Origin of the sequence: Stenotrophomonas sp. PE591, assembly GCF_018320795.1 — a bacterium.
Taxonomy (GTDB): Bacteria; Pseudomonadota; Gammaproteobacteria; order Xanthomonadales; family Xanthomonadaceae; genus Stenotrophomonas; species Stenotrophomonas maltophilia.
Map to the genome: position 1 here is coordinate 401,111 of NZ_JAAOKO010000001.1, position 21,704 is coordinate 422,814.

Genomic DNA, 21,704 nt, shown 5'->3' on the forward strand with positions numbered 1-21,704 from the left:
GACGGGGTGCGAATCGCCGGGCTCTGCCCGGCGTTTTCGTTTTACTTGCTCACCACCGTTACTTCCCGCGCTCGCGTGAAATCATCTGGTGATGGCGCAGGGGGCTGACCAGGACCGTTGGCGCCATGGATGGCGCCATCGAGCCCCCAGGGATGGGTCTACGGCGTGTCCTGGGCAGCCCCCTGCGCCATCACCCCGGGACATCAGGCAGGCGCCGCTTTTGACCCCGCATGACCGCAATGGCGTCACACGTTAAACTCCCGCCGTGAATACTCCCACCTACACCGCCCAGCAACTCGCCGAGCAGTTCGGCCTGCAGGTCCATGGCGACCCCGCCACCGCCATCCATGGCGTGGCCACCCTCGCCCATGCCGGTCCTGGCCAGCTGACCTTCCTCGCCAATCCACGCTACCGCGCCCAGCTGGCCGACAGCCAGGCCTCGCTGGTCGTGCTGCGCGCCGACGACGCCGAGGCCGCCCCCGGCGCCGCGCTCGTGGCCAAGGATCCGTACACCACCTTCGCCAAGATCGCCGCGCTGTTCGACATCGCGCCCACGCGCCCACCGGGCATCCACCCCAGCGCCGTCATCGATCCCAGCGCCCAGGTCGCCGCCAGCGCCCACATCGGTCCCTTCGTCTCCATCGGCGCGTGCAGCGTGGTCGGCGAGAACTGCATCATCGGCACCGGCAGCGTGATCGGCGAAGACTGCAGCCTGGACAGCGGCTGCGAACTGATCGCCCGGGTCACCCTGGTCACCCGGGTCAAGCTCGGCAAGCGCGTGCGCGTGCACCCCGGTGCCGTGCTCGGTGCCGATGGCTTCGGCCTGGCGATGGACGCCGGCAAGTGGATCAAGGTGCCGCAGCTCGGCGGCGTGCGCATCGGCGACGATTGCGAAATCGGCGCCAACACCTGCGTCGACCGTGGTGCACTGGAAGACACCGTGCTGGACGAAGACGTGCGCCTGGACAACCTGGTACAGATCGCGCACAACGTGCAGATCGGCGCGCACTCGGCCATCGCCGGCTGCACCGGCATCGCCGGCAGCGCCAGGATCGGCCGCTACTGCCTGCTCGGTGGCCACGTCGGCGTGGTCGGCCACCTCGAGATCTGCGACAAGGTCGTGATCACCGGCAAGTCGGTGGTCCGCAATTCCATCCATGAGCCGGGCGAGTACTCGTCCGGCACCCCGTTGACCGACAACCGCACGTGGCGCAAGAACGCCGCGCGCTTCAAGCAGCTGGACGCATTGGCTCGCCGCGTCCTGGCTGCTGGCAAGGAGAAAGAATGAACGACACGCTGCAGCTTCCGATCGACGTCTGCCAGATCCAGGAACTGCTCCCGCACCGCTACCCGTTCCTGCTGGTGGACCGGGTGCTTGAGCTCGACATCGACGCCAAGCGCATCCTGGCGCAGAAGAACGTCAGCATCAACGAGCCGTTCTTCCAGGGTCACTTCCCGGGCCGCCCGATCATGCCCGGCGTGCTGATCATCGAAGCGCTGGCCCAGGCCGGTGGCGTGATGACCCAGCTGACGCTTGGCCGCGATGCGCAGTCCAAGCTGTTCTACATGGTCAAGGTGGAAAACGCCCGCTTCAACAAGCAGGTCGTGCCCGGCGACGTGCTGATGCTGGATGTGCAGATGAAGCGCCTGATCCGCAACATGGGCTGGTACTACGGCGAGGCCAAGGTCAACGGTGAAGTCGTTGCCTCGGCCGAGGTCATGTGCGCCGGTGCCAAGGGCTGATCCACGGGAGGCAGCAATGACTGACAACGCACCACGGATCCACCCGACTGCCGTCATCGATCCGGCCGCGCGCCTGGCCGACGACGTCCAGGTCGGCGCGTTCACCCTGATCGGTGCCGATGTGGAAATCGGCGCCGGCACAGTGGTCGGCCCCCATTGCAGCATCCACGGCCCGACCAGGATCGGCCGTGACAACCGCTTCATCGGCCACGCCGCGATCGGTGGCGAGCCGCAGGACAAGAAGTTTGCCGGCGAGCGCACCGAACTGGTGATCGGCGACCGCAACGTGTTCCGCGAGTTCGTCACCCTGAACCGTGGCACCGGCGGCGGCGGCGGCATCACCACGATCGGCAACGACAACTGGATGCTGGCCTACACGCACGTGGCGCACGACTGCCATGTCGGCAACTTCTGCGTGTTCTCCAACAACACCACCCTGGCCGGCCACGTGACCGTGGGCGACTACGTGATCATCAGCGGCTTCGCCGGTGCCCACCAGTTCTGCCGCATCGGTGCCCACGCCTTCCTCGGCATGGGCGCGCTGACCAACGGCGACGTTCCGCCGTTCACCATGGTCGGCACCGATTCGCTGGGCCGCCCGCGCGGCATCAACAGCGAAGGGCTGAAGCGTCGTGGCTTCGACGCCGAGCGCATCTCCGCCATCAAGCGCGCCTACCGCACCCTGTACGTGGCGGGCCTGCCGCTGGCCGAAGCCAAGGTGCAGCTGACCGAACAGGCACGCGACAGCGATGACGTGAAGGCCATGCTGGACTTCATCGAGCACGCTGAGAGGCCCTTGCTGCGATGAGCAGCACGACCGGCCAGGCGCCGGCCGGCGCCGCCGTGATTCCGCTGGCCTCGATGGCCGGCAGCGTCCCCGCGCAGCGGGTGCTCAGCGAGCGCCCGTTGCGGATCGCTCTGGTGGCCGGTGAGGCCTCCGGTGACCTGCTGGGTGCGGGCCTGGTGCGCGAGCTGAAGGCACGCTTTCCGAATGCCGAATTCGCCGGCATCGGTGGCGATGCCATGCGCAGCGCCGGCTGCCTGACCTGGCACGATGCCAGCGAGCTGGCGGTGATGGGCCTGACCGAAGTGCTGCGCCACCTGCCACGCCTGCTGAAACTGCGTTCCGCGTTCCGCCAGCGTGCACTGGAATGGCAGCCGGACGTGTTCATCGGCATCGACGCGCCCGACTTCAACCTGGGCATCGAACGCTGGCTGAAGCACCGCGGCGTGCGCACCGTGCACTACGTCAGCCCCTCGGTCTGGGCCTGGCGCGAGAAGCGCGCCGAGAAGATCGGCAGCAGCGCCGACCTGGTGCTGTGCCTGTTCCCGATGGAACCCCCGATCTATGCCAGGCACGGCATCGACGCGCGCTTCGTTGGCCATCCGATGGCCGATGACATCCCCCTGCAGGGCAACCGTGAGGAAGCGCGCGCCGCGCTTGGGCTGCCGACCTCGGCCAAGGTGCTGGCGGTGCTGCCAGGCAGCCGCCTGGGCGAAATCTCGCGCCTCGGTGAACCGTTCTTCGAGGCCGCCTGGCAGGTCTCCGAGCGCATCCCCGGCCTGCACGTGGTAGTGCCTGCCGCCAACCCGGCCTGCAAGCGCCTGATCGAAGAACAGCTGTCACGCTCGGCGCTGCCGGTAGCCTTCTCGCATGTACTCGACGGTGAGGCGCGCAACGCCATGATCGCCGCCGATGTGGTGGTGCTGGCCTCGGGCACCGCGACGCTGGAGGCGATGCTGGTCAAGCGGCCGATGGTGGTCGGTTACCGCGTCAACGAGCTGACCTACCGCCTGGTCAAGGCGCTGGGCCTGATCAAGGTCGACCGCTTTGCCCTGCCCAACATCCTGGCGGGCCAGGACCTGGCACCGGAACTGATGCAGCACGACTGCACGCCGGACAAGCTGGCGGCGGCCATCCAGCAATGGTTCGACCACCCGCAGCGGGTGACCGACCTGCAGGACACCTATGCCCGCCTGCATCAACGACTGCGCCGCAATGCCTCGGCCCGCGCGGCCGACGCTGTGGGCGAGCTGTTGATGCGCGACCAGGCCCAGGCATGAGCCGCCGCCATGCCGCAGCGGCCAGCCTGGCCCTGTTCGACGGTGCTGCCGTGGTCGAGCCGGAGCGTCTGGTCGCCGGCGTCGACGAAGCCGGCCGCGGTCCGCTGGCCGGACCGGTCGCGGTGGCGGCGGTGGTGTTCGACCCGGCACGGCCACGCATCAACGGCCTGGACGATTCCAAGCAACTCACCGCAGCCCGCCGCGAGCAACTGCATGACCGCATCATCGAACGTGCCCTGGCCTGGCACGTGGTGCTCGTGGACGTGGACACCATCGACCGCCTGAACATCTACCAGGCCACCCTGCAGGGCATGCGTGACGTCGTTGCAGCGGTCGCCCACGTGGCCGGCTTCGCCCGCATCGACGGCAACGTGGTGCCCAAGGGCCTGGTACTGCCGGCGCAGGCGCTGGTCGGCGGTGATGGCATCGACCGCGCGATCATGGCCGCCTCGATCCTGGCCAAGGTCTCGCGCGACCGCTACATGCAGGACGTGCATGCCCGCCACCCGCAATACGGCTTCGAGCAGCACAAGGGCTACGGCACCCCGGCCCATCTGGCCGCCCTGCGCGAGCACGGCCCCTGCATGGAGCACCGGCGCAGCTTCGCCCCGGTGCGCGAGTGCCTGGAAAACCCGGCAGCTGTGACAGCAGACATCGCAATCGCCTGAGTCGCCTGAACGGTCGCTGCACCCGGCTGCGAAAGCAGGGTCAGGCGGGGCCCGCGGTTTGCCAGCGAACCGTGGGGAGCGATAGCGCGGATGCGATATCGCATGCCGTCAAGAGCTTGTCGCGCCCTCCAGCCCTCGCTACCCTGACCGGGCACTCCAGCGCTTCCCGACCCCGGCGACGATTCCCCCGTCAGCACCCGGGGCCCGCGCGCTCCAACCTGGTCCGGCATGTCCAACTCCCGCTTCGTACATCTCCACGTCCACACCGAGTTCTCGCTGGCGGACTCCACCATCCGTGTGCCGGCCAAGCCGGACCAGGCGGACCCGAAGAAGGCCAAGCAGGCCAACCTGCTGTCACGCTCGGTCGAACTCGGCCTGCCCGCGCTGGCGGTGACCGACCTCAACAACCTGTTCGCCCTGGTCAAGTTCTACAAGGCGGCCGAAGGCGTGGGCATCAAGCCTATCGCCGGCGCCGACGTGCTGATCGCCGAGGAAGGGCAGGATCCGTGGCGGATGACCCTGCTGTGCCGCGACCGCGAGGGCTACCTGAGCCTGTCGCGGCTGCTGACCCGCGCGTGGATGGAAGGCCATCGCCCCGAAGGCGGCGTGGCCATCCATCCGGACTGGCTGAAGGCCGGCAACGCCAACCTGTTCGCGCTGGCCGGCCGGCAGAGCCTGGCCGGGCGCCTGGCGCTGGACGGCAAGCATGAACTGGCCGAGCAGCAGCTGGCCGATTGGCAGCGCGTGTTCGGCGATGGCCTGCACCTGGAGCTGACCCGCACCGGCCGCGAGGGCGAGGAAACCTTCAACCAGTTCGCGCTGATGGCCGCCGGCCAGCGTGGCCTGCCGGTGGTGGCCAGCAATGATGTGCGCTTCCTGGCGCCCACCGATTTCAGCGCGCACGAAGCGCGCGTGTGCATTTCCACCGGCCGCGTGCTGGACGACCCCAAGCGCCCGCGCGAGTACAGCGACCAGCAGTACCTGAAATCGGCCGAAGAGATGTGTGCGCTGTTCGCCGACATTCCCGATGCCATCGATAACACGCTGGCGCTGGCCGAGCGCTGCAACATCGAGATGCGGCTGGGCACCTACTTCCTGCCCAATTACCCGGTGCCCGACGACGAGACCCTGGACACCTGGATCCAGAAGATGTCGCGCGACGGCCTGGAAGAGCGCCTGGAGAAGAATCCGCTGGCGCCGGGCAAGACCCGCGAAGATTATTTCGAGCGCCTGGAGTTCGAGCTCAACACCATCATCAAGATGGGTTTCCCCGGCTACTTCCTGATCGTGGCCGACTTCATCCAGTGGGGCAAGAACCAGGGCATCCCGATCGGCCCGGGCCGTGGTTCGGGTGCCGGTTCGCTGGTGGCGTGGGCGCTGAAGATCACCGATCTGGACCCACTGCCGTACAACCTGCTGTTCGAGCGCTTCCTGAACCCGGAACGCGTGTCGATGCCCGACTTCGACATCGACTTCTGCATGGACCGCCGCGACGAGGTGATCGACTACGTCGCGCGCAAGTACGGGCGCGAGCGCGTCAGCCAGATCATCACCTACGGCACCATGGCCGCCAAGGCGGTGGTGCGCGACTCCGGCCGCGTGCTCGGCTTCCCGTACGGCCTGGTCGACGGTGTTTCCAAGCTGATCCCGAACATCCTCGGCATCCACCTGAAGGATGCACTGGGCAAGGGCAAGGAAGGCCCCAGCTCGGAAATGGCGTCGCCGGAACTGATCCAGCGCTACGAGACCGAGGACGATGTCCGCGACCTGATCGACCTGGCGCTGCAGCTGGAAGACCTGACCCGCAACGCCGGCAAGCACGCTGGTGGCGTGGTGATCGGGCCCGAGCCGCTGAGCGAGTTCTGCCCGCTGTACGCCGAACACGACGAGAACGGCCTCGGCAAGAACCCGGTCACCCAGTTCGACAAGAACGACGTGGAAGAAGTGGGCCTGGTGAAGTTCGACTTCCTCGGCCTGCGCACGCTGACCATCATCGACTGGGCGGTGAAGGCGATCAACAAGCGCCATGAGCGCGCCGGCATCCCGCCGGTGGACATCGCCGCGATTCCGCTGGACGACACGCCCACCTACAAGGACATCTTCGCCAACGGCAATACGGGCGCAGTGTTCCAGTTCGAATCCTCGGGCATGCGCCGCCTGCTGAAGGACGCGCGCCCCGACCGTTTCGAAGACCTGATCGCGCTGGTGTCGCTGTACCGCCCCGGCCCGATGGACCTGATTCCCTCCTTCAATGCGCGTAAGCACGGCCAGGAAGAAATCATCTATCCCGATCCGCGCACCGAAGCCATCCTGAAGGACACCTACGGCATCATGGTGTACCAGGAGCAGGTGATGCAGATGGCGCAGATCGTCGGCGGCTACTCGCTGGGCGGCGCCGACCTGCTGCGCCGTGCGATGGGCAAGAAGGTGCCGGCAGAAATGGCCAAGCACCGCGAGATCTTCCGCGAAGGTGCGGCCAAGGACGGCGTGGACGAAGCCAAGGCCGACGCGATCTTCGACCTGATGGAGAAGTTCGCCGGCTACGGCTTCAACAAGTCGCACGCCGCCGCCTACGCACTGGTCAGTTACCAGACCGCATGGCTGAAACGCCATTACCCGGCCGAGTTCATGGCGGCCACGCTGTCGTCCGATCTGGACAACACCGACAAGGTGGTCGGCTTCCTCGACGAGGTGCGCAACCTCGGCCTGACCGTGCTGCCGCCCAAGGTGAACCAGTCGGCCTTCATGTTCGAAGCGGTGACCCCGGACACCATCCAGTACGGCCTCGGTGCGATCAAGGGCGTCGGCCAGGGTGCCTGCGAGGCGGTGGTCGAGGAGCGGCTGAAGGGCGGCCCGTTCAAGGACCTGCTCGACTTCTGCACCCGCGTCGGCTCGGCCAAGCTCAACCGGCGCACGCTGGAAGCGATGATCAACTGTGGTGCGTTGGACGAGCTTGGCCGCAACCGTGCCTCGCTGATGCTGCAGCTGCCGGAGGTGATCAAGGCTACCGACCAGATGGCCCGCGAGCGCGCTTCGGGACAGAACTCGCTGTTCGGTGGCCCGGACCCGAGCGCGACCACGATCCAGCTGGACCTGCCCGAAGCCGAAGAATGGCCGCTGCTGCAGCGCCTCAACGGCGAGCGCGACACACTGGGCTTCTATCTCAGTGGCCACCCGTTCGATCCATGGCGCGACGATGTACGCGATCTGGTCGGCAACGACCTGGGTTCGGTGGAGAAGATCTGGAGCGCCAACAGCGGTGGTGGCGGCGGCGGCGAAAAGCGCTGGCGCCCGGAAGTACAGACCGTGCTGGCCGGCCAGGTGGTCGGTGTGCGTCGCAAGGGCGAGAGCCAGATCTTCATCCAGCTGGAAGATGGCCGCGGCCGCGTCGAGTGCAGCGCCTTCTCCGACGCGATGGCCGAGTTCGGGCACCTGATGACCAAGGACCGCATCCTGGTGGTCAAGGGCGGCCTGCGCGAGGACGAGTTCAACGGCGGCTACGCATTGCGCATCCGCCAGTGCTGGGACTTCGACGAAGTCTGCGCCAACTACGCCACGCGGCTGTCGCTGCGCCTGGACCTGCGCCAGCAGCGCCCGGTCTGGGAGCGCGTCAATGCGCTGCTGGACCGCCATCGCCCGGGGCGCACGCCGCTGCGCCTGGACCTGCTGCTGAAGGGCCCGCACGGCGGCGTCGCCGGCATGCTCGATGTTTCCGGGCAGAGCGCGGTGCGCATCGATTCCAAGTTGATGGAGGCGCTGCGCGCCGACCCCGCCGTGCGCACGCTGAAAGTGCGCTACAGCCCACCGTGGGCCAGCTGAGGTCGGCTCCTCCGTATTCCTGTTTTTCCCGTTCCAGTCATCAAGGACGATTGCCAATGAAGACCCTGCTGTTCCCGTTCGCCGCCGCGCTGGCCCTGGCCGCCTGCTCGCCATCGAAGGTCGAGTTCCAGATCGACAACCCGACCGATGCGCCGCTGGCCCTGAGCATCGATGGCAAGGACCTGCCGGTGGCCGCACAGGGCTCGCGCCCGATCTCGCTCGCTGTCGGTGAGCACCGCCTGCACACCGACAAGCTGGGCGACGTGCGCTTCATCGTCTACGTCGATGGCCGTGGCGGCCTGATCAACCCGACCCTGAGCGAGTACGTGATCGCCCGCGAGGTCTATGTCACCGACGAGAGCAAGCTGAAGAACTTCGGCACCGGCAAGGCCGGCATCGAACTTGGCGGGGTCGACTTCGAAGGCCCGTTCGAAAAGAGCCACGACCTGTTCATCGACAAGACCTGGACCTACGGCGTGCGCGAACCCTTCCCGAAGGAAAAGGTGGTGGCCCACGTCGACGCCAGCGGTGGCCAGATCGTGGCCAAGGTGTTCACCGCGCCAGACTTCATCGCATACGTGGAAGAAGGCATGGGCGAGCCCGGCGCGTTCAAGCGCGAGCAGCCGGCCGGCTACGTGGCCCCGGCGTTCAGCCTGGAACCGGCCCCGGCCAGCCTGCCGGCGCTGGTGCCGGCCTTCGAGGCCCACGCCGCGCCGCTGCGCGAGGTCTATTCGCGCTGGCTGAAGGCTACCACCGCCGATGAACAGAAGGCCCTGCGCAAGCAGGACTTCGCCGCGCAGATGGCCTTCACCTCGGCCACCGCCACGCTGGGCAGCGGGCTGGGCCGTGACGCCAACGAGGCCTACAACGACTTCGTTTCCCAGCGCAGCCAGCTGATGGGCCGCAGCGCCCTGGTGGTGCCCTGAGCTGACTGGCGCGCCCCGCCCGGCTGCGCTACCGTCGCCTTCCAGACGAAGGCGTACGGGTGGTTTGCGCGCATTCGGCTAGAATTCCCCTCTTCTTTACACGACGGCTTCCGATGAATCCGAACTACCTCGACTTCGAGCAACCCATCGCCGACCTGGAAGCCAAGATCCAGGAACTGCGCAACGCCAGTGCCGGGCCGGCGGTCAATGTCGAGGCGGAAGTGCACGCGCTGCAGGACAAGCTGCGCATGCGCACCGCGCAGATCTTCCGCAACCTGACCTCGTGGCAGGTGCTGCAGCTGGCCCGTCATCCGTCGCGCCCGTACACCGCCGACTACCTCCGCGTCATGTTCGATGAGTTCCAGGAGCTGGCCGGCGACCGTGCCTTCGCCGACGACAAGGCGATCATGGGTGGCCTGGCCCGCATCAACGGCCGTGCAGTGATGGTGATCGGCCACCAGAAGGGCCGTGACACCAAGGAGAAGATCAAGCGCAACTTCGGCATGCCCAAGCCGGAGGGGTACCGCAAGGCCCTGCGCCTGATGAAGATGGCCGAGCGCTTCGGCCTGCCGGTGCTGACCCTGATCGACACCGCTGGCGCCTGGCCGGGCATCGATGCCGAATCGCGCGGCCAGTCCGAAGCGATCGCGCGCAACCTGATCGAGATGGCCGAACTGAAGGTGCCGATCATCTGCACCGTGATCGGTGAAGGCGGCTCAGGCGGCGCGCTGGCGCTGGGCGTGGGCGACCGCACCGTGATGCTGGAATACGCGGTGTACTCGACCATCACCCCGGAAGGCTGCGCCTCGATCCTGTGGAAGGACGCCGGCAAGGCCAAGGACGCGGCCGAACAGCTGGGCCTGACCGCCCCGCGCCTGAAGAGCCTGGGCCTGGTCGACAAGGTCGTGCGCGAGCCCACCGGCGGCGCCCACCGCAACCCGACGCAGATGGCCAAGCGCCTGAAGGCGGTGCTGCTGAACGAGCTGGATGCGCTGGACAAGCTGTCCACCGAACAGCTGCTGGAACAGCGCTACGCGCGCCTGCGCAGCTACGGCACGTACGAAGCAGCCTGACGTAGTGCCGGCCGCTGGCCGGCATGCAGGTAGGCCTGGTAGTGCCGGCCGCTGGCCGGCAACACGCAGGTGATTGCAGAAACGAAAGCGCCGGGCAAATGCCCGGCGCTTTCGTTTGCGCCCTGACGGCATCCACGCATGGCGTGGATCTACCGGGTGCAGATGCCCCCGCCTCAGAACGGCTTGGCCAGCACCAGCCACACGATCGGAATGAAGGCCAGCAGCGGGATCTCGTTGATCCAGCGCAGCGCGCGCGACGACGGCAGCGCCCTGCCCTTGGCCACGCCCTTGAGCAGGCGGCCGATCCAGCCGAAGTACACCAGCAGCAGCACCACCAGCCCCAGCTTGGCATGCAGCCAGCCGGCGCCGCCAGGCGCGACCATGGTCGGGAAATCGGGAATCACCTTGTAGCCCAGCCACAGCACCAGGCCCAGCAGGAACGCCAGGCCGAACATCGAGTGGCCGAAGCGGTACAGGCGCAGGCCCATCAGCTGCAGGCGCTCGGTCACCGCCGGCTGGCCCGCAGTCTCGGCCAGGTTCACCAGGATGCGCGGCAGGTAGAACACCGTGGCCATCCACGCCACCACGAACACGATGTGGAAGGTCTTGACCCAGTAGTAGCTCTGCATGCGCTCGCTCCGGCGGCTGGCGTAGATGGGTACCTATTGTCGCAGTAGAGCCACCCCATGGGTGGCTGCCGCGTCCAATCGCCGCAGCATGGCAGCCACCCATGGCGTGGCTCTACTGCAGGTCCGCCACACCCGGGGGCGCAACACCGTACGATAGGCGCCGTTTTCCCCGATCACGCACCGCCCCATGGACAAGACCTACGACGCCGCCTATTTCCAACGCTGGTACCGCCGTGCCGACATCGGCGGCAGCGCCCGCCTGGCGCGAAAGGTCGCCCTGGCCGTGGCCAGTGCCGAGTACTACCTGGAACGACCGATCCGCAGCGTGCTGGACATCGGCTGCGGCGAAGGCGCCTGGCGCGCACCGCTGCTGAAGCTGCGTCCGAAGGTCGAATACCTCGGCTTCGACAGCAGCGAGTACGCTGTGCGCCGCTACGGCAGGACCCGCAACCTGCACATGGCCCGCTTCGGCGATTTCGCCTGGCTGCGGCCCTGTGCCCCGGTCGACCTGCTGGTCTGCTCGGACGTGATGCACTACGTGCCCGACCGCGAGCTGCGCGCCGGACTGGCCGGCGTGGCAGAGCTGACGGGCGGCGTGGCCTTCCTGGAGACCTTCGCCGCCGAGGACGCGTTCGAAGGCGACCACGACGGCTTCCAGGCGCGCCCAGCGCGTTGGTACCGCCGCACGCTGGCCCGGCATGGCCTGCAGCCGGTGGGGTCGCACTGCTGGCTCGGCCCCGCCCTGGCAGGCGATGCGGCGGCGCTGGAACGGATGTGAATCCAGATTCATTATTTTCAGCCGACTTAACCTGCGGGACACCCGGATGGGATATGCTGCGCGGCAACATATGACCATACATATTCGGTCGTCATGCTCTATCAACTGCACGAACTGACCCGCAACCTGCTCGCCCCCTGGGTGCACCAGGCCCAGGCAAACGCCAGGTTCTTCGCCAACCAGGGCCACTGGTGGTCGCAGATGCCCGGCGCTGATCGCCTGGCGGCGGTCAATGAACTCTTCCACCGCATCGGCAAGGATTACGAGAAGCCCGAGTGGGGCATCAACGAAATCGACGTCGATGGCGAACGCGTGCCGATCGTCGTGCACGAAGAAGTAAGCAAGCCGTTCTGCAAGCTGCTGCGCTTCAAGCGCCACAGCAATGAAGCCGACCAGCTGCACACGATGCTCAACCAGCCGTTCGTGCTGGTCGTTGCGCCGCTGTCAGGCCACCATGCCACGCTGCTGCGCGATACCGTGCGCACGCTGCTGCGCGACCACCGCGTGTACGTCACCGACTGGGTGGACGCGCGCATGGTGCCGGCCAGCGAAGGCGAATTCGGCCTGGACGACTACATCGCCTACATCCAGGAATTCATCCGCCACCTCGGCGTGGAGCGCCTGCACGTGGTGAGCGTGTGCCAGCCGACCGTACCGGTGCTGGCCGCGGTTTCGCTGATGGCCAGCCGTGGCGAACCGACGCCGCGCACGCTGGTGATGATGGGTGGCCCGATCGATGCGCGATGCAGCCCGACCGCAGTGAACAACCTGGCCACGCAGAACCCGCTGTCGTGGTTCGAGAACAACGTCATCCACACCGTGCCGGCCAGCTATCCCGGCGCCGGTCGCCGCGTGTACCCGGGCTTCCTGCAGCACGCCGGCTTCCTGTCGATGAACCCGAGCCGCCACTTCAGTTCGCACTGGGATTTCTATACCGACCTGGTCAAGGGCGACCTGGAAGACGCCGACGCGCACCGTCGTTTCTACGACGAGTACAACGCGGTGCTGGACATGCCGGCCAGGTACTACCTGGATACGATCCGCGTGGTGTTCCAGGACTTCCTGCTGCCGCGTGGTGAGTGGGTGGTCAACGGCGAGAAGGTCGATCCGTCGGCGATCCGCGATACCGCGCTGCTGAGCATCGAGGGCGAGCTGGACGATATCGCCGGCCTCGGCCAGACCGAAGCCGCACAGGCGCTGTGCACCGGCATCACTGCGGACCGCCGTGAGCATTTCATCGTCGAAGGTGCCGGCCACTACGGCATCTTCAGCGGCCGTCGCTGGCGCGAAGTGGTGTACCCGAAGGTGCGCAACTTCTTCGCCGCGCATGCCGAAGCACCGGCGGCGAAGGCCACGAAGAAGAAGAGCAACGTCACCCCGTTGCGGCGAAAGGCGGGCTGATTCCCGGCAGGGGTCGGATCCCTTTGCAACGGAAAGGGCTCTGACCCCAGCATGATGGGATCCGGGGTCAGAGCCCTGTTCTGCGAACAGGGATCCGACCCCTGGCCTGTTACAACCGCACCAGCAGGTTCTTGGCGATCAGCCCGTGCAGCTTGCCGATGCCGCGTGCCAGATGCATCGTCAGCAGCAGCAGCAGCGCGCCCGCCGCAGCAACCGTGATCGCCACCAGCGGCGATGCAGCCATCGGCAGTACATTCACGCCATCGACGTACACGCCCGGAATGTCGCCACTGAAGATCGCCGCGACCGGCGCCCAGATCAGGCTCAGCGACAACGACAGCAGCGTCACCGCGAGGGTGAAGTAGATGACGCCCAGCGGCAGCATCAGCACGAAGTACAGCAGGGTCAGCCAGGTGCGGCCATCGGTGAACATGTCGCCGATGCGCTGCAGCCAGGTGCGGCTGCGATCGGTGTAACGCGGACGGCGCGGCATGCGTTCTCCCAGCAGCGCTTCCACCAGCCGCCCTTCCAGCAGCGCCAGCCCGCGCACCGAGCCGAAGAACAGCACGGTCAGCGGAATGCCCACGATCAGGATCAGCAGGCCCAGCGACAGCGACAGGCCGGTCACCACCCAGGTGAAGAAGAAGATGCCGGTGGCCAGCGACAGCAGCATGTAGAACAGCGCACCGTAGGTGTGCGGATCGGTCACCACACCGAAGAAGCGCGCCAGCAGCGAACGCTGCACCGGCGCCGGCGGCGGTGCGGCCGGCTCGACGCCACTGGCTTCCGCCGCCGCGCGCAGCACCGGCGCGGTATCTGCACGTGGCGTACGCAGCGCGCGGTTCACCGCCACTTCGGTCTCGCGATAGATCTCGGCCACTTCGTCCGGGGCGCCATAGCTGCCAGCGACGTCGGCGATCACCTCGGCCTCGCTGCGGCCGGGCTGCGCCGCCAGCTCCGAGCGCAGGTATTCCTCGGCGTCGTACAGGGCGTCCTGCACCATCGCCGGGTCGGCACCTTCCAGCGCCACACGCAGCTGCGCCAGGTACTGCGGGATGGTCGTGGGCAGGGCTCGGCCTGCCAGGCTCGGGTCGTTCATTGCGGTACCCCCTCCAACACGGAATCGACGGAATCGCGGGTGGCCTGCCAGGCCTGGCGCCATTGCGCCAGCACCTCGCGGCCACGTTCGTTGATGCGGTAGTAGCGCCGCGGTGGCCCGCTGCGGGACGGCTCCACGTGGCTTTCCAGCAGGCCGGCGCCCTCCAAGTTGCGCAGCACCGGGTACAGCGCGCTCTGCTTGCCGCTCAGCACGCCCTCGCCCACCCGTTCCAGCTCCTTGGCAATGAGGTAGCCGTACAGCGGCTCCCCGGCCCGGGCCAGCACCGCCAGCAGGGCCAGCGACACCGTTCCGGCGCTGAGCTCCTTCTGGAACTTCTTCAGCTGGACATCGTCCTCGGACATGACCGGCCCTCCACTACGTTGAAGTCCACAGTAGTGCGAAGTCCGGTATAGCGAATGTGTCGTTAGTCATCGTGCCGGTTGGCGTGGCCGGGCCGCTCGCGCAGAATCGAGGCCTCGTTCATGTTCCGGGGTTCCCATGCCGCACCGTCGTCGCCTTGCCCTGACCGCCCTCGCCCTGGCCTGCCTGCTGCCCTCGCTGGCCAGCGCGGCAACGCCCTACCGCAGCCCGCAGCAGATCCTTGATGCCTCCGCGGCCAGCGACTGGCGTACCCCGGACCCGGCCAACCTGCTGTACATGGACCTGCCGGCTGGACGGGTGATCATCGAGCTGGCGCCGCAGTTCGCCCCGCGCCATGTCGCCAACATCCAGACCTTCGCCCATGAGCACTTCTGGGACGGCACCAGCATCTACCGCTCACAGGACAACTTCGTGGTGCAGTTCGGCGATGCAGACGCCGATGACGCAGCCAAGGCCAAGCCGTTCGGCAGCGCCGCGCGCAAGCTGCCGGCCGAGTTCGAACGCGCCAGCGCCGGCCTGAAGGTCAGCGTGCTGCCGGACCGCGATGGCTGGGCTGCGCAGACCGGTTTCGTCGATGGCTTCCCGATCGGCCAGGACCCGCAGGCCGGCAAGGCCTGGCTGGCGCACTGCTACGGCATGCTCGGCGCCGGCCGCAGCAACGAGGAAGACAGCAGCATCGGCGCCGAACTGTACGTGGTGACCGGCCAGTCGCCGCGCCAGCTGGACCGCAACATCACCCTCGTCGGCCGCGTGCTGAAGGGCATGGAGCTGCTCAGCGCGACGCCCCGCGGCCCGGCGCCGATGGGCTTCTACACCGACCCGAAGCTGCGCACGCCGATCATGTCGATCCGCCGTGCCAGCGACCTGCCGGCCGCAGACCGCACGCCGATCCAGGTGCTGCGTACCGATTCGAAGACCTTCGCCGATACGGTGGAGGCACGCCGCAATCGCGTGGATGATTTCTACAAGCGCCCGGCGGGGCATATCGATCTTTGCAATATTCCGGTGCCGGTGCGGTGATGGTTTCCGCACGTTACGCGTGCTGAAGGCGCTTCATTGTTCATGGGCGTCACTTTTCTTTTCGCGCGAAAAGAAAAGTAACCAAAAGAAACGCGCCGCCAGGTCGCGAGCCGCCGTGCTTCGCACGTCGGTCCCCTGCGCTTCTCGGTGAATCAGGGGGACGGTGCCGAACTCGCTGCGCTCAGACATCGGCACCTCTTCGCCCCTGATTCCCCTGCGATGCTCGGCTCACTCAAGGCGGACCCAAGGTCAAGAGCCACAGCTGCACGACGATGCATGGTAGTGCCGGGCCGGGCCCGGCGAGCGAAGCGACCGCTTCTGCCTTTGATCTTGGATCCGCCTTGAGCGAGCCGAGCATCGCAGGTCCGGCGAGGGCGAAGAGGCGCGGGTGTCTGAGCGCAGCGAGTTCCCGCGCCGTCCCTCGACGGGCCGAGGAGCGCAGGGCACCGGTGCGCAGCACCGGCTCGCGGCCGGCGGAACGTTTCTTTTGGTTACTTTTCTTTGCGTACAAAGAAAAGTAACGCCCATGAACAGTGAAGCACCTTCAGCACGCGCAACGCGCAAAACGCCAATTCCTCAGCCCTTCTGGCTCACCGCCACGCTGCCCAGAATCAACACACCCGCAATCAACATCTGCACCGTCACCGCCTCCCCCAGGAACAACCACGCAAACGCCGCGCCGAACAGCGGAATCAGGTAGGTCACCGTCGACGCCCGTGACGGGCCGATACGGCCGATCAGGCGGTAGAACATCAGGAACGCCAGCCCGGTGCAGGCCACGCCCAGTGCGACGGCCGCGCCCCAGGCCTTCAGCGGAATCGCCGCCTGCGGCCAGTGGCTCACCGCCATCGGCAGCATCCACAGCGAGGCACACGACAGCGTTGCCGCCGCCGCTGCCGCCGACGGCAGGCCGGTCATGTGCCGCTTCACCAGGTTCACGCCCAGGCCGTACAGCAGCGAAGCCGCCGCACCGGCCAGCACCGCGGTGCCGATGCTCAGGCCGGAAACCTTGGCGGTGGCCAGCACCACTACGCCAGCGAAGCCAACCAGCAAGGCACCGGCGCGGCGCATGCCGATCTTCTCGCCGAAGAACAGGAAGGCGATCAGCGCGGCGAACAGCACGGTCATCGCATTGCAGATCGCGCCGATCGCCGCCGGCGCCTGTTCCGCTGCATAGGCGAACAGCACGAACGGCAACGCCGAGTTGATCAGGCCGATCGGTGCCAGCCACAGCCAGCGCCGCGGCGGGAACTGCGCGCGGGCGCGCCACAGAAACGGCAGCAGCACCAGCGCGCCCAGCACCAGTCGCACCTCGACCAGCGCGAACGGGCCGAACGACGGCACCGCCACCCGCATGAACAGGAACGAGCAGCCCCAGATGGCGCCCAACAGGGTCAATTCCAGCGGCGTGCGCCAATCGCGCTCGGCCGCCTGTGGGACCGCATTCATGCCTTGCCTCCGTACATCGTCAATTCCTCGCCAAGGCGGATAGGATCAGGCGCAGACGCCCGCCGCACAAGCGCGTAGTATCGCTGCCAGCCACAAATATGGTTTGAGGCTCGACATGCTGCTACGCCCTTCCCTGCTACCCGCACTGGCCGTGTTCGCGGTCGCCGCGCGCCACCAGAACTTCGCCCAGGCCGCGCAGGAGCTGCACCTGACCGCCAGCGCGGTCAGCCACCACGTGCGCCGCCTGGAAGAGGTGCTCGAGGTGCGCCTGTTCCTGCGCCACGCCCGCGGGGTGCGCCTGACCGCTGAGGGCCGGCAGCTGGCCGACGCCGCCAGCGCTGCCTTCACCGATGTCGCGGCCGTCGCCCATCACCTGCAGCCGGATGCCGACAGCGTACCGTTGCGTATCACCACGCTGCGCTCGCTCTCCTACTGCTGGCTGCTGCCTCGGCTGCCACGCTTCACCCAGGCCTATCCGCACATCCGCATCGAACTGCATACCGGCAGCGGGCTGGATCGCTATGACGACAACGGCCCGGAAGTGGGCATCCGCTACGGCCTGGGCCAATGGCCCGGCCTGCGTGCGCAGCACCTGATGGATGACTACCTGTTCCCGGTCGCCTCACCGGCACTGGCCGGGGTCGAAACGCTGGTCGATCCGGCGCGCATCGCCGACCTGCCGCTGCTCACCGACCTGTCGCCGCAGGGCTGGCGCGACTGGTTCCGCCACGCGGGTGTACGCCCACCGTCGCCGCTGCCGCCGATGCACACCTTCGCCGACAGCACCGATGCGATGCGTGCAGCGGTGTATGGCATGGGCGCGGTGCTGGCGCGCACCCACATCGCCCAGCCCTATCTGCAGCGCTACGAGGTGGTGCGCCTGCCCGGCCCGGCGCTGAAGGCGCGCTATGCGTATCACGTAGTGCATGCCGAAGGACAACCGCCCAGCCCGGCCGCACGCCTGTTCATCGATTGGCTGCTGGAGCAGGCGCAGGACGAACGCACACCGATTCCCGCATTGCCGGACAGCCTGCTCGGGCGTCCGGCCACACGCGCCTGACTGCACCCTCACCCGTTCTTTGCCCGGCGCTGGCTAGGCTGCAGGCAACTCCACAACGTACCTACGCCATGGCCATGCTGCGACTGCGCATCACCGGAACTGAAGACGACGCCCGTGCCATCAGCGACCTGCTGCTCGGCCTGGAGGGCATCGAGCATGTCGAGGAAACCGACGATCTGATGCCGCACATGGACGACGACGATTCCAGCTCGGCCGGGCTGTCCGACGACATCGGCCCGGGCATCCATGAGCTGGAAGTGGAAGTCGGCAATGAAAGCACCGCGCAGAAGGTGCGCGACGCAGTGCAGGAACTGGCGCTGGAGCTGGATGTGTTCGTCGAGTACGAGACCGACGAGGGCTGATGCCGGCGGGCTGCCGGCATCAGCCTCCACCTCAGAGGTTGGGCGGCAGCTTGCGACGGCGGCGGCGCCACCATGCCCGCACACCCCAGGCCGCGATCAAGGCCAGCACCGCCACCGGCAGCAGCGCGGCAACGGCTCGGATCAGGAACGCAACGCTGGTGCTGAGGATGCTGCCCGACTCGCTCAGCGCCTCGCCGATCTCGCTGCGGCTGCGCTGGCCGGACGTGGTATCGAAATGGATCGTCACCAGCTGGGTATCGATGCGCCGGCGCTGCTGCGCGGCATCCTTGCTGGCCTGCTCGACACCCGCCTCGATCTCGGACAGCCGCGTGGTGATCGCCATCAGGTCCTCGATCTTCAGGTCCTTGCGGTCCTGGTAGGCCAGCAGCCGCGCGTGTTCCTTTTCCAGCCGCGCCTTGGTCAGCGCGGTGTCGGCCACGGCCTGCGCGAGGTCCTCGGCACGCGTGTTGCGCGACTGCAGCGTGCCGCCCTCACCGGCCAACGCGATCAACGGCTCGGTGCCCTTCGGTGCAATCCGCACCTTGACCTCGCCGCTGGGCTGCTCGCCACTGCGCTGGTCTACCTGCAGCACCGCGCAGTCACCGAACTTCGCGCTCTGGCAGGCCTGTGCCACCTGCTGGATGCGCGGTGCGATCTGCGCCGCTTCCAGTTGCACCTGCACGTCGTGTTCGTAGGCGAGGAATGCGCCTTCCGGTGAAGCGATGGCAGCCTCGGCCGCCGTGGCGCCCGCATCCGCCGCCATGTCGCCCTGCTTGGCGCAGGCGCCCAGCGCCAGCAGCAGCACCGGCATTGCTGCCATGCACGTCCACGCGCGCACCGGCCTCACAGTGCGGCCCCGTCGTAGGAGGTCACCGCCAGCGTGGCCAGATCCACTGCAGGCACGCAGCGCACGTTCACCGCCACCATCGGCACACCGCTGCGCGGATCCACCGCCTCGCTGTAGGGGGCAATGCCGCATTCGCGGCAATGGTGATGGTCGATGTGGGCCTTGTTGAAGTGGTAGGTGGCCACGTCCGCCGGATCGGTGCTCAGCTGGAACGCTTCGCGCGGGGCGAACCACAGCAGGCTGCCACGGCGGCGGCACATCGAGCAGTTGCAGTCGATGACGTCGCTGATCGGCGCCCCGGCCTGTACGGTGAATGCGATCCTGCCGCAATGGCAGCTTCCCTGGTATTCCATGTTCTGCGCTCCTTTGGAGGGTCCTTGTCTGCGCCCATGGTAATCCTATGGCACGGGGACAAAGCAGCCACGCGGCCCTATGCTCAGGGTTTGACCCCGTACAGGAACGCCGATGCGCCCGCATCTTCTTGCCCTCGCCCTGGTCGCCGCGCTGGCCGGTTGCCAGCCGGCCGACGCCCCGACCAACGCTTCCACCCCGGCCACCAGCCAGCAGGCCGGTGACGCGGCGGTCGATGCCGCCTTCGCCGACCTGTCCAAGCGCGCCCTGGACACCTGGATGCAGCTGTCGCCGGTCAGCGCTACCCAGATCGGTGACCACCGCTACGACAGCGAGCTGGACGACCTCAGTGCCGCCGGCCAGCAGAAGACCCTGGCAGCCTACAAGGCGCTGCTGGGCGAGCTGGACAAGATCGAGGTGGCAAAGCTGGGCCGCGAGAACCAGGTAGACGCGGCGATCCTGCGCAACCAGCTGCAGTCGGAAATATGGAACGCCGAAGTGCTGCAGTCCGGCAAGTGGGATCCGCAGCTGTACAACGGCATTGCCGGCAGCGCGATCTACGGCCTGATGGCGCGCGAGTTCGCGCCGCTGCCGGAGCGCCTGAAGTCGGCCACCGCGCGCATGGAAAAGCTGCCGGCGATCTTCGCCCAGGCCCGCGAGAACCTGGATCCGGCACGGGTGCCGAAGATCCACGCCGAAACGGTGGCCAAGCAGAACAAGGGCATCCTCAGCATCGTCGATACCTTCATCACCCCGCACATCGGTGAACTGCCGCAGGCCGACCAGCAGCGCCTGCAGGCCGCCATCGACGGCCTGAAGAAGGCGGTGGACGAGCAGCAGACCTGGCTGGACAAGACCCTGGTGCCGAATGCCAAGGGCGACTTCCGCATCGGTGCGGAAAAGTACGACCAGAAGCTGAAGTTCGCGCTGAGCTCCTCGCTGTCGCGCCAGGAGATCGGTGAGCGTGCACGCGCCGAACTCAAGCGCGTGCGCGAAGACATGTACGGCATCGCGCAGACCGTGCTGAAGGACAAGCCGGGTGCGCCGGAGATGCCGGCCCAGCCGACCGACGAGCAGCAGCAGAAGGCCATCGAAGCTGCGCTGGAACTGGCCTACGCCGACAAGCCGGCACGCGACAAGGTCGTCGACGATGCCAAGGCCGCACTGGAGCAGTCCACTGCGTTCGTGCGCGAGCACGATCTGATGACGCTGCCCGACGCGCCGGTGGACATCATCCTGATGCCGGAATTCCAGCGTGGCGTGGCCGTGGCCTACTGTGATTCACCGGGTCCGCTGGACAAGAATCTGAAGACCTTCTACGCCGTGTCGCCGATTCCAGACGACTGGAACGACAAGCAGGTCGACTCGTTCCTCCGTGAGTACAACTCACGCATGATCCACCTGCTGAGCATCCACGAAGGCACCCCGGGCCACTACCTGGAAGGCTGGCATTCGGCCAAGTTCCCCTCCACCCTGCGTGCGGTGCTGCGTTCGGGCCTGTTCGCCGAAGGCTGGGCGGTCTACACCGAGCGCATGATGCAGGAGCAGGGTTACCTCAACAACGACCCGCTGTTCCACCTGGTGCAGCTGAAGTTCTACCTGCGCACGATCTCCAACGCGATCCTCGACCAGGGCGTGCACGTGGACAACTGGGATCGCGAGAAGGCAATGCACCTGATGACCCACGACGCGTTCCAGCAGGAAAGCGAAGCGGCGGGCAAGTGGGTGCGTGCACAGCTGACCTCGGCGCAGCTACCGACCTACTTCGTCGGTGCGCAGGAACACTTCGACACCCGCAAGGCGGTGCAGGAGAAGCTGGGCGACAAGTTCAACCTGAAGGCGTACCACGACCAGGTACTGTCCTACGGCGCACCCCCGGTGCGTTTCGCACGCCAGCTGATGCTGGACCAGCCGATCGAGTGATCGGGGTGGTGTGAGTTGAAGCGGAGCGGCCCGGGGAAACCCGGGCCGATCTGTATGTGGGGGATCGCCAAGCCATCTCCGCATCACATGCCGGCAACATGGCCAGGCGCA

At 67.1% G+C, this 21,704-nt stretch carries 20 protein-coding genes and 1 pseudogene; 14 read left to right on the forward strand and 7 right to left on the reverse strand.

Going from position 1 to position 21,704, the window contains the following annotated elements; all coding sequences use genetic code 11:
- Positions 1 to 265 precede the first annotated feature (265 nt).
- The 8 genes and pseudogenes from lpxD (at position 266) to JLDANKMP_RS02105 (ending at position 10,293) form a co-directional block, all read left to right on the forward strand.
- Entirely contained in the window at positions 266 to 1,288 is a 1,023-nt protein-coding gene (gene lpxD, locus JLDANKMP_RS02070) for a UDP-3-O-(3-hydroxymyristoyl)glucosamine N-acyltransferase (RefSeq protein WP_212560404.1), read from the forward strand.
- Entirely contained in the window at positions 1,285 to 1,743 is a 459-nt protein-coding gene (fabZ, locus tag JLDANKMP_RS02075) for a 3-hydroxyacyl-ACP dehydratase FabZ (RefSeq protein ID WP_005408737.1), read from the forward strand. Before lpxD ends, fabZ begins: the two co-directional genes overlap by 4 nt.
- A 16-nt stretch (positions 1,744 to 1,759) precedes the next feature.
- Positions 1,760 to 2,551: an acyl-ACP--UDP-N-acetylglucosamine O-acyltransferase gene (gene lpxA, locus JLDANKMP_RS02080; RefSeq protein ID WP_005412736.1), complete on the forward strand. Its 792-nt coding sequence runs from the start codon at positions 1,760 to 1,762 to the stop codon at positions 2,549 to 2,551.
- Positions 2,552 to 2,643: 92 nt separating this feature from the next.
- A pseudogene (lpxB, locus tag JLDANKMP_RS02085) lies at positions 2,644 to 3,807 on the forward strand (lipid-A-disaccharide synthase); the annotation flags it as partial.
- Positions 3,804 to 4,475, forward strand: a complete 672-nt coding sequence (locus JLDANKMP_RS02090; RefSeq protein ID WP_005412735.1) for a ribonuclease HII — start codon at positions 3,804 to 3,806, stop codon at positions 4,473 to 4,475. The pseudogene lpxB and the gene JLDANKMP_RS02090, both read left to right, overlap by 4 nt.
- Before the next feature lie 228 nt (positions 4,476 to 4,703).
- Complete coding sequence (gene dnaE, locus JLDANKMP_RS02095; protein WP_005412734.1) at positions 4,704 to 8,294, forward strand: DNA polymerase III subunit alpha; 3,591 nt, start codon at positions 4,704 to 4,706, stop codon at positions 8,292 to 8,294.
- Positions 8,295 to 8,350: 56 nt separating this feature from the next.
- On the forward strand, positions 8,351 to 9,220 hold the full coding sequence (locus tag JLDANKMP_RS02100) for a hypothetical protein (protein WP_212560406.1): 870 nt from the start codon (positions 8,351 to 8,353) through the stop codon (positions 9,218 to 9,220).
- A 113-nt stretch (positions 9,221 to 9,333) separates the two neighbouring features.
- Positions 9,334 to 10,293, forward strand: a complete 960-nt coding sequence (locus tag JLDANKMP_RS02105) for an acetyl-CoA carboxylase carboxyltransferase subunit alpha (RefSeq protein WP_005408731.1) — start codon at positions 9,334 to 9,336, stop codon at positions 10,291 to 10,293.
- A gap of 173 nt (positions 10,294 to 10,466) precedes the next feature.
- On the opposite strand, the gene JLDANKMP_RS02110 is transcribed toward JLDANKMP_RS02105, so the two are convergent.
- Positions 10,467 to 10,922 carry a CopD family protein gene (locus JLDANKMP_RS02110; protein WP_005408730.1) on the reverse strand — a complete coding sequence of 152 codons (456 nt, stop codon included), beginning with the start codon at positions 10,920 to 10,922 and terminating at the stop codon, positions 10,467 to 10,469.
- 187 nt (positions 10,923 to 11,109) lie between these two features.
- Between JLDANKMP_RS02110 and JLDANKMP_RS02115 the strand changes: the two genes are divergently transcribed.
- Positions 11,110 to 11,700, forward strand: a complete 591-nt coding sequence (locus JLDANKMP_RS02115; RefSeq protein WP_005408729.1) for a class I SAM-dependent methyltransferase — start codon at positions 11,110 to 11,112, stop codon at positions 11,698 to 11,700.
- Between the two features lie 93 nt (positions 11,701 to 11,793).
- Positions 11,794 to 13,101, forward strand: a complete 1,308-nt coding sequence (gene phaZ, locus JLDANKMP_RS02120; RefSeq protein ID WP_212560407.1) for a polyhydroxyalkanoate depolymerase — start codon at positions 11,794 to 11,796, stop codon at positions 13,099 to 13,101.
- A gap of 109 nt (positions 13,102 to 13,210) precedes the next feature.
- Here phaZ and JLDANKMP_RS02125 read toward each other — a convergent pair whose 3' ends face one another.
- Together JLDANKMP_RS02125 and JLDANKMP_RS02130 are read right to left on the reverse strand one after the other, a co-directional pair.
- Positions 13,211 to 14,200, reverse strand: coding sequence for a sensor domain-containing protein (locus JLDANKMP_RS02125; RefSeq protein ID WP_212560408.1), 990 nt, complete (start codon positions 14,198 to 14,200; stop codon positions 13,211 to 13,213).
- A complete protein-coding gene (locus tag JLDANKMP_RS02130) occupies positions 14,197 to 14,562 on the reverse strand; it encodes a PadR family transcriptional regulator (protein ID WP_212560409.1) in 366 nt (121 codons plus the stop codon). The genes JLDANKMP_RS02125 and JLDANKMP_RS02130 overlap by 4 nt, the downstream gene beginning before the upstream one ends.
- A 136-nt stretch (positions 14,563 to 14,698) precedes the next feature.
- Here JLDANKMP_RS02130 and JLDANKMP_RS02135 point away from each other — a divergent pair, with 136 nt between their 5' ends.
- Positions 14,699 to 15,601, forward strand: coding sequence for a peptidylprolyl isomerase (locus tag JLDANKMP_RS02135; protein WP_212560410.1), 903 nt, complete (start codon positions 14,699 to 14,701; stop codon positions 15,599 to 15,601).
- Positions 15,602 to 15,634: 33 nt separating this feature from the next.
- Here JLDANKMP_RS02135 and JLDANKMP_RS02140 read toward each other — a convergent pair whose 3' ends face one another.
- Together JLDANKMP_RS02140 and JLDANKMP_RS02145 are read right to left on the reverse strand one after the other, a co-directional pair.
- Positions 15,635 to 15,790 carry a hypothetical protein gene (locus tag JLDANKMP_RS02140; RefSeq protein WP_158488646.1) on the reverse strand — a complete coding sequence of 52 codons (156 nt, stop codon included), beginning with the start codon at positions 15,788 to 15,790 and terminating at the stop codon, positions 15,635 to 15,637.
- Positions 15,791 to 16,177: 387 nt separating this feature from the next.
- The gene (locus JLDANKMP_RS02145) at positions 16,178 to 17,050 is read right to left on the reverse strand and encodes a DMT family transporter (protein WP_099490393.1); all 873 of its coding nucleotides are present in this window, start codon (positions 17,048 to 17,050) and stop codon (positions 16,178 to 16,180) included.
- 115 nt (positions 17,051 to 17,165) lie between these two features.
- Here JLDANKMP_RS02145 and JLDANKMP_RS02150 point away from each other — a divergent pair, with 115 nt between their 5' ends.
- Positions 17,166 to 18,110 carry a LysR substrate-binding domain-containing protein gene (locus tag JLDANKMP_RS02150; protein ID WP_197596043.1) on the forward strand — a complete coding sequence of 315 codons (945 nt, stop codon included), beginning with the start codon at positions 17,166 to 17,168 and terminating at the stop codon, positions 18,108 to 18,110.
- A 68-nt stretch (positions 18,111 to 18,178) separates the two neighbouring features.
- Entirely contained in the window at positions 18,179 to 18,472 is a 294-nt protein-coding gene (locus JLDANKMP_RS02155; RefSeq protein WP_005408721.1) for a hypothetical protein, read from the forward strand.
- A 31-nt stretch (positions 18,473 to 18,503) separates the two neighbouring features.
- Here JLDANKMP_RS02155 and JLDANKMP_RS02160 read toward each other — a convergent pair whose 3' ends face one another.
- Both JLDANKMP_RS02160 and JLDANKMP_RS02165 read right to left on the reverse strand, forming a co-directional pair.
- Positions 18,504 to 19,292 (reverse strand): DUF4349 domain-containing protein, encoded by a 789-nt coding sequence (locus tag JLDANKMP_RS02160; protein WP_005412726.1) that lies wholly within the window; start codon positions 19,290 to 19,292, stop codon positions 18,504 to 18,506.
- A gap of 23 nt (positions 19,293 to 19,315) precedes the next feature.
- Complete coding sequence (locus tag JLDANKMP_RS02165; RefSeq protein WP_005412725.1) at positions 19,316 to 19,672, reverse strand: GFA family protein; 357 nt, start codon at positions 19,670 to 19,672, stop codon at positions 19,316 to 19,318.
- Between the two features lie 112 nt (positions 19,673 to 19,784).
- Between JLDANKMP_RS02165 and JLDANKMP_RS02170 the strand changes: the two genes are divergently transcribed.
- Positions 19,785 to 21,593 carry a DUF885 domain-containing protein gene (locus tag JLDANKMP_RS02170; protein ID WP_005408718.1) on the forward strand — a complete coding sequence of 603 codons (1,809 nt, stop codon included), beginning with the start codon at positions 19,785 to 19,787 and terminating at the stop codon, positions 21,591 to 21,593.
- The last annotated feature ends 111 nt before the right edge of the window (positions 21,594 to 21,704 follow it).